6 protein-coding genes are annotated in these 7,166 nt (G+C 63.7%); 3 read left to right on the top strand and 3 right to left on the bottom strand.

The genetic code is table 11. The annotated features are described in order from the left end of the window. The first annotated feature begins 205 nt into the window (after window positions 1-205). On the top strand, window positions 206-493 hold the full coding sequence (locus tag A3840_RS13285; protein WP_067457579.1) for a GIY-YIG nuclease family protein: 288 nt from the start codon (window positions 206-208) through the stop codon (window positions 491-493). Window positions 494-699: 206 nt separating this feature from the next. Here the strand turns inward: A3840_RS13285 and clpA are convergent, their stop codons facing one another. Continuing rightward, on the bottom strand, window positions 700-3,036 hold the full coding sequence (gene clpA / locus A3840_RS13280; protein ID WP_067457575.1) for an ATP-dependent Clp protease ATP-binding subunit ClpA: 2,337 nt from the start codon (window positions 3,034-3,036) through the stop codon (window positions 700-702). Between the two features lie 9 nt (window positions 3,037-3,045). Continuing rightward, on the bottom strand, window positions 3,046-3,423 hold the full coding sequence (gene clpS, locus A3840_RS13275; RefSeq protein WP_067457596.1) for an ATP-dependent Clp protease adapter ClpS: 378 nt from the start codon (window positions 3,421-3,423) through the stop codon (window positions 3,046-3,048). A 377-nt stretch (window positions 3,424-3,800) separates the two neighbouring features. Between clpS and A3840_RS13270 the strand changes: the two genes are divergently transcribed. After that, entirely contained in the window at window positions 3,801-5,360 is a 1,560-nt protein-coding gene (locus A3840_RS13270; RefSeq protein ID WP_165603187.1) for a serine hydrolase, read from the top strand. A gap of 104 nt (window positions 5,361-5,464) precedes the next feature. After that, complete coding sequence (locus A3840_RS13265) at window positions 5,465-5,734, top strand: hypothetical protein (protein WP_067457573.1); 270 nt, start codon at window positions 5,465-5,467, stop codon at window positions 5,732-5,734. A 53-nt stretch (window positions 5,735-5,787) separates the two neighbouring features. Here the strand turns inward: A3840_RS13265 and A3840_RS13260 are convergent, their stop codons facing one another. Then, complete coding sequence (locus A3840_RS13260; protein ID WP_067457570.1) at window positions 5,788-7,146, bottom strand: MATE family efflux transporter; 1,359 nt, start codon at window positions 7,144-7,146, stop codon at window positions 5,788-5,790. Window positions 7,147-7,166: the final 20 nt, after the last annotated feature.

Here is a 7,166-nt window from a genome sequence, read left to right as displayed (position 1 = left end):
CAGACTTCACCGATACAAGCCCGAGGGTGACGAGCGGTGTGTGAGGCTGTCTTTCAGCACGCTACCACCCGCTGCACATCATCTGCCGCTCGTCCCACCCCCCACGCACTCGTCTCCTCCCACGCACACTCGTCACCCTCCCACTCCACCCCGGATCGTCACCCTCGGGCTTGACCCGAGGGTTCTTTCATCCAACCATCTCCTCATGGCGGGCTACACGTACATCCTGGCAAATCATCCGCGCGGCAAAATCTATATCGGCGTGACGAACGATCTAGTCCGCCGGGTCTGGGAACATCGCGAGGGGCTGGCCGATGGCTACACCAAAGAGCACGGCATCAAGCAATTGGTGCATTTCGACGTGCACGAAACCGTGCCGCTGGCTATTCAGCGGGAGAAGAACCTCAAGCATTGGGTGAGGGCGTGGAAGATCGCGCTGATCGAAGAGAAAAATCCCGATTGGCGGGACCTGTGGGTCGACATCACCAAGTGAAGAACCCTCGCGTCAAGCGCGAGGGTGACGAGCACTGTATGGGGAAGCGCCGAAAACAGCCCCCCCCCCCGGATCGTCACCCTTCCAACCCACCGCTCGTCACCCTCGGGCTTGACCCGAGGGCCCTTCCCAAGGGCGCCGCGTTACATTGCCAGGCAAAACAAAAGGCCGGGATCGCTCCCGGCCTTTTTCGAATCTTCCGATCCTCAGTTCTTCTCCGCCGTTGCCTTGGGCTTTTTCGGCTTGGGCAAGGCCTTGGGCTTGGCGGGGCGCGGGGGCACCGCGACCAGTTCGAGCCGGGCGTCCGAGCCCTCGCCGACCACGGCGACGGTGACATTGCCGCCATTGACCAGTTCGCCGAACAGAACCTGGTCGGCCAGCGGCTTCTTGACGTGCTCCTGGATCACGCGGCCCAGCGGGCGGGCGCCCATGCGTTCGTCATAGCCGTGCTCGGCCAGCCAATCGGCCGCTTCCGGGGTAAGGTTGATCGTGACGCCGCGTTCGGCCAATTGGCCTTCGAGCTGCAGCACGAACTTCTCGACCACCCGGCGCACCACTTCGCGCGGCAGCGGTGCGAAGGAGATGATGGCGTCGAGCCGGTTGCGGAATTCGGGGCTGAAGGTGCGGTTGATCGCCTCTTCGTCGTCCCCCTGCTCGCGCTTGCGGCCGAAGCCAATGGGCGCGCGGGCCAGTTCGGCAGCGCCGACATTCGACGTCATGATCAGGATGACATTGCGGAAATCCACCGCCTTGCCGTTGTGATCGGTCAGCTTGCCGTGGTCCATCACCTGCAACAGGATGTTGTAGAGGTCCGGATGGGCCTTTTCGATCTCGTCCAGCAGCACCACGCAATGGGGGTGCTGGTCGACGCCGTCGGTCAAAAGGCCGCCCTGGTCGAAGCCGACATAGCCCGGAGGCGCGCCGATCAGGCGGCTGATCGTATGGCGTTCCATATATTCGGACATATCGAAGCGCAGCAGCTCGACGCCGAGCGTATCGGCGAGCTGTTTGGCCACCTCGGTCTTGCCCACGCCGGTCGGGCCGGTGAAGAGGTAAGAGCCGATCGGCTTTTCCGGTTCGCGCAGCCCGGCCCGGGCCAGCTTGATCGCCGAGGACAGGGCGGTGATCGCCTGATCCTGCCCGAACACCACGGTGCGCAGGCTCTGTTCCAGGCCCGAAAGCAGTTCGGCATCCGATTTCGACACCGATTTCGGCGGGATGCGGGCGATCGAGGCGATGGTGGTCTCGATATCCTCCACGTCGATCAGCTTCTTGCGCTGGTCTTCGGGCAGCAGCATCTGGCTGGCGCCGGTCTCGTCGATCACGTCGATGGCCTTGTCGGGCAGCTTGCGATCGGTGATGTAGCGCGCGCTCAGCTCCACGGCGGCCTTGAGGGCATCGTCCGTGTACTTGATCTTGTGGAAGTCCTCGAAATAAGGGCGCAGGCCCTTCACGATCTCGATGGCGTCCGGAACGCTGGGCTCGTTGACGTCGATCTTCTGGAAGCGGCGGACCAGGGCCCGGTCCTTCTCGAAGAATTGCCGGTATTCCTTATAGGTGGTCGAGCCGATGCAGCGGATCGCCCCGCTGGCCAGGGCGGGCTTGAGCAGGTTGGAAGCATCGAGCGCGCCGCCAGAGGTGGCGCCGGCGCCGATCATGGTGTGGATCTCGTCGATGAAAAGGACCGCATTGGGCTGCTTTTCGAGTTCCTTCATCACCGCCTTGAGCCGCTCCTCGAAATCGCCGCGATAGCGGGTGCCGGCCAGGAGCGAGCCCATGTCGAGCGCATAGATCACCGCTTCCTTGAGCACTTCGGGCACCTCGCCCTCGACGATCTTGCGGGCCAGGCCCTCGGCGATAGCGGTCTTGCCCACGCCGGCATCGCCAACATAGAGCGGGTTGTTCTTGCTGCGGCGGCACAGCACCTGGATGGTGCGGCGCAGTTCGGGATCGCGGCCGATCAGCGGATCGACCTTGCCGGCCTTGGCCTTCTCGTTGAGGTTGACGCAGAAATCGGCCAGGGCCGAGCTCTTCTTGCCTTCCCCGGCCTCGCCGGCCGCCTCTCCGTCCTCGGCCCCGCGCACCTTGCGCTCCTCGCTGGGGCCGGACTTGGTGATGCCGTGGGAGATGAAATTGACCGCGTCCAGCCGGCTCATGTCCTGCTGTTCGAGGAAATAGGCGGCATGGCTCTCGCGCTCGGCGAAGATGGCGACGAGCACATTGGCCCCCGTCACCTCTTCCCGGCCGGAGGATTGCACATGGATAACGGCGCGCTGGATCACGCGCTGGAAGGCGGCCGTGGGCCGCGCATCCTGGCCGTTCTGGACGATCAGGCTGTCCAGTTCTTCATTGATGAAATCTTCGAGGTCGCTCTTGAGCGCATCGATATCGACGTCGCAGCCGGTGAGCACGGCGATCGTCTCGCGGTCGTCGGTCAGCGCCAGCAGGAGGTGCTCGAGCGTGGCGAACTCATGGTTGCGCTCACGGGCCAGGTTCATCGCCTGGTGCAGGGCCTTTTCGAGTCCGCGCGAAAATGAGGGCATATGATGTTCCTACTGTTTTTCCATCACGCATTGCAGCGGATGCTGGTTCTTGCGTGCCGTATCCATAACGCGCGTCACCTTGGTTTCGGCGACCTCGTATGGATATACGCCGCACTCACCCACCCCCTTCTGGTGCACGTGCAGCATGATGCGCATGGCGTCTTCGCGTGACTTGTTGAAGACGTCCTGCAGCACCAGAACGACGAATTCCATCGGCGTGTAGTCGTCGTTGAGCAGCAGAACCCGGTACAGGTTCGGCCTCTTGGTTTTGGGACGCGTCTTGGTCACCGTCCCGGTTTCGAAATTGGCGTCGTCCCCGCCCTTGCGGCTCCCGTCGTCGTCCTTCGGGCCGGCCTTGCCGACAAAGGGCACGGGCTGGGTCACCATCGGAACGATCGGGGCGGGCAGATTGGGAGTCTTGGTCATGGCATAGGCCGCCTGGGAGAAAACGAAGCAGCAAGGTTGGACCCATTATGTAGGCAAAATCAGGCCGGTGTTAAGGGCCAAGCCATCCCGAAAATGTGAGAGCGCGGCAAGTGGCCGATTTGCCCCTGTTTTTGCCCATCGGTGAGGGTCGGCGATAACAGTCTGTTACCCAATTGCCCCTTCGCGCCACAAATTGTTTGCATTTTACGGAATGGTAACGGCGGACCGCTATTTTACAAAAAGGACGATGCCTCGGGGTTTGGGGACACCAGAAGCATTGCCGCGTCAAACGAGTTGCGTACGGGCTGTGTTGCCCGAGTAAGTAATTGGAGTACCGGGTGATTTCCCTGGCGAAGACCCCCTGGCGCATTGCGTTTCCGCGCGCCGTCGCAGCCTTCTTCCTCGTGTTCGCGCTCGGCCTTTCCGCTGCGGCGCCCGCACAGGCCATCGAAAACCTGCGCAAATATGCCGGCATCGTCGTCGATGCGAAATCCGGCAAGATTTTGTACGAAGAGCAAGCCGATTCAAGGCGTTACCCGGCCTCCGTCGCCAAGGTGATGACGCTCTACGTGCTGTTCCAGGAACTCCAGGCCGGCAATCTCAGCCTCTCCACCAAAATGACCGTTTCCCGCCACGCCGCCTCGGCCGTGCCGACGAAATTGGGGCTGCGCGCTGGTTCGACCATTTCGGTAGAAGATGCCATCAAGTCCTTGGTAACGCTGTCGGCCAATGACATGGCCCGCGTTATCGCCGAGCATATTTCGGGCACGGAAAGCAAGTTCGCCGAGCGCATGACCGCCACGGCCCGCGCCATGGGCATGAGCAGCACCACCTATCGCAATGCCTCGGGCCTGCCCGATGGCGGCCAGGTGACCACGGTGCGCGACCAGGCCATCCTGGGCATCGCGATCTACCAGCATTTCCCGCAATATTACGAGTATTTCCAGACCACTAGCTTCCGCTACGGCGGCAAGACCTATGGCAATCACAACCGCGTCCTGGGCTATATGGGCGCCGTCGACGGCATCAAGACGGGCTATATCAACGCCGCCGGCTCCAACCTGCTGACCGCCGCCCGCAAGGACAACCGCCACATCGTCATCGTGGCCTTCGGCTTCAATTCCGCCGCCTCGCGCGACGAAAAGGTCCGCCAGCTCGTTTCCTCCTATCTCTCCAAGGGCCGCCGCGGCGATTACCTGCAGACGGCCATGGTTCCGGTGCCGGGCCGGCAGGGCAATACCCAGTTCGCGCTGGCCCAGCCGCGCAAGCCCACCTTCGCCATGCCCACCCCGATGCCGGAATTCCGCCTGGCACAATTGGTGGCCGGCAATGGCGCCCAGCCGCAGGTCGCGGTCGCCTCGGCGACCCCTGCCATGCCCACGCCGGTGCCCACCGATCTCGGCCTGGCCCCGGCCGTGCAGGCCGCCAATGTCCTGGCCGCGCCCACGCAGGCACAGCCGATCTATCCGAACGAGGACGTCATCGGCGCCTGGCTGAGCGAAACCTACAATCTGGGCGCGCCGCCGGCCGCCCTGGGCCAGACGGCGCCCTCCTCGCCCCTGCTGCCGCCGGGCGAGGTCAATAACGACGCCGCTGGGCAGCCGGTCGACCTGATGCATTCGGGTTCCGTGCAGACCGCCGACGCCGCGCCCGCCGGAGCCTGGATCGTCCAGATCGGCGCCGGTCCCTCGGAGGAAAGCGCGCGGTCCATGCTGTCCGACGCCGCCGGCAAGGTCGGTTCGCTGGGCGACTTCCGCTCCTATGTCGAGCGCTTCGAGAAGAATGGCCAGATCTTCTACCGCGCCCGGTTCGTCGGCTTCGGCGACCGCAATGCGGCGACCACGATGTGCGACCGGTTGAAAGACCAGAACCTCGCCTGTCTGGCGATGCAGGGCTAGTCAGCCCTTCCGGTACGGCGGATCAACCGCCGGCCGGGCTGAGCGGATCGCCCCGGGCGATCCACGGGGAAGCAAAGATTGGTGCTTGTGTACGGAGTAGCCCAATGAGTGACCGCAGCGCTCTCGTCGAACTGGCCAATTTCATCGGCCGTTCTCCCCTCGCCGCCCCCGATGCCAGCGCCCGCAACAAGGCGTTGTCCGGCATGACGCAGCGCATGCTGCCGCGCCAGCGCCGTTCGGTAGGCGACATGCTCGCCGTGGTCATGGCGCTGTCGGCCCGCACAAGGCGCATGGCCCAAGACCCGGTCAATGTCGAAATCGACGTCTTTGCCCCGGGTGGCCGGCGCGCCGTGCGCATGATGCTGGGCGGCTAGCCCGTTTCCCTATTCAATCCAAATCGGCCCGTTGACGGGCATGGACGTGGCGCTCAGACGAGCGCCACGATTTCCTTGCGCTTCCACACGAAGTGATACCAGGCCGCCTGCATGAGGAACATGCCGGTGAAGCTGGCGGCATAGGCCACCCAGATGCCGGCCAGGCCCAGGCTGGTCTGGCTGAGCCAGACGGCACCGGGCAACTCGATCAGCAGGATAGCGGCCAGAGCCAGGAGCATGGGCGCATAGACCATACCGCTGGCCCGCATCATTCCCGAGAACACCACGCCCCAGCCGAAGGGCAGGATGGCCCAGAGCACGATGTGCAGCAGGTATTCGGTGAGGTCCACCACTTCGGGATCGGTGATGAACAGGCCCACCAGATGCTGGCTGAACAGATAGGCGAGCAGGATCAGCGCGCCGGTGATCACCAGGTTCATCAGCAGCGCGGTGCGCGTGATCTCGGCCAATTGGTCCTGCCGGCGCGCGCCGATGGCCTGCGCCCCGAAGATCGAGGTGGCGATGCCGATCGACATGGCGGGAAACTGCACATAGTTCAGCACCTGGTTCAGCGCGCCATAGGCCGCCGTGGCATTGGAGCCGAAGCGGTTGACCAGGCCGACGATGACGATGCCGGCGACCGAGGCCACCACCATTTGCAGGCCGGCGGGAATGCCGAGCTTGAGGATCAGCCCCAGGAGCTTGAAATCGGGCTTCAGCGAACGCAGCATGGCCATGTCCGGCGCCAGCGGCAACTTGCGGGCCCGCATGTAGAAGAACAGGAAGACCAGCACCACCACGAAGCCGGCGATGAAGGCCCAGGCGGCAGAGTTGACGCCGAGGCGCGGCAGGCCCCACCAGCCCTCGATCAGCGCCGGGGTCAGGATCACCCCCACGATCATCGACAGGATCAGCGAAAAGAGTGGGGTGACGGTGTCGCCGACGCCGCGCAGGATCGAGGTGACCACGAGGAAGATAAAGAAGCCCGGCATGCCCAGGAACATGATCCGGCCATAGCCGACCGCCATGTCGCGGATATTGTCCGGGGCGCCGAGCAGCGCCATGATGTCCTCGATCCAGATACCGCCGATCAGCGCCACCACGAGGCCAAGCGCGAAGGCGGCGCTCATGGAAGTGCCGGTAACCGCCTTGACGCGGTCGATATTCCTGGCGCCCCAGGCCTGGCCGATCAGGATCGTCGAGCCGGCCGACAAGCCGATGATGAAGCTGATCAGGAAGAACAGGATCGGGAAGAAGGTGGCGAGCGCCGCCAGAGCCTCGACGCCGATCATCTGGCCGATGAAGATGGAATTGAAGGTTCCCGAAAGGGCCTGAAGGATATTCGAGGCCATGAGCGGGATGAGGAACAGGCTGAACCGCTGCCAGAGGGGGCGGGTCGAATCGGGATTCATGGAAACGCTCCAGAGAAACT

This window comes from Devosia elaeis (genome assembly GCF_001650025.1).
GTDB classification, from domain to species: Bacteria; Pseudomonadota; Alphaproteobacteria; order Rhizobiales; family Devosiaceae; genus Devosia; species Devosia elaeis.
The sequence above is the reverse complement of the archived record's forward strand: the minus strand, read 5'-3'. Positions and strand labels throughout refer to the sequence as shown.

What these genes read in the sequence shown, in the direction of transcription:
- A3840_RS13265 (WP_067457573.1), top strand. Translation starts at nt 5,465, where the DNA reads ATGAGTGACCGCAGCGCTCTCGTCGAACTGGCCAATTTCATCGGCCGT.
- clpA (WP_067457575.1), bottom strand. Translation starts at nt 3,036, where the DNA reads ATGCCCTCATTTTCGCGCGGACTCGAAAAGGCCCTGCACCAGGCGATG.
- A3840_RS13285 (WP_067457579.1), top strand. Translation starts at nt 206, where the DNA reads ATGGCGGGCTACACGTACATCCTGGCAAATCATCCGCGCGGCAAAATC.
- A3840_RS13260 (WP_067457570.1), bottom strand. Translation starts at nt 7,146, where the DNA reads ATGAATCCCGATTCGACCCGCCCCCTCTGGCAGCGGTTCAGCCTGTTC.
- clpS (WP_067457596.1), bottom strand. Translation starts at nt 3,423, where the DNA reads ATGGTGACCCAGCCCGTGCCCTTTGTCGGCAAGGCCGGCCCGAAGGAC.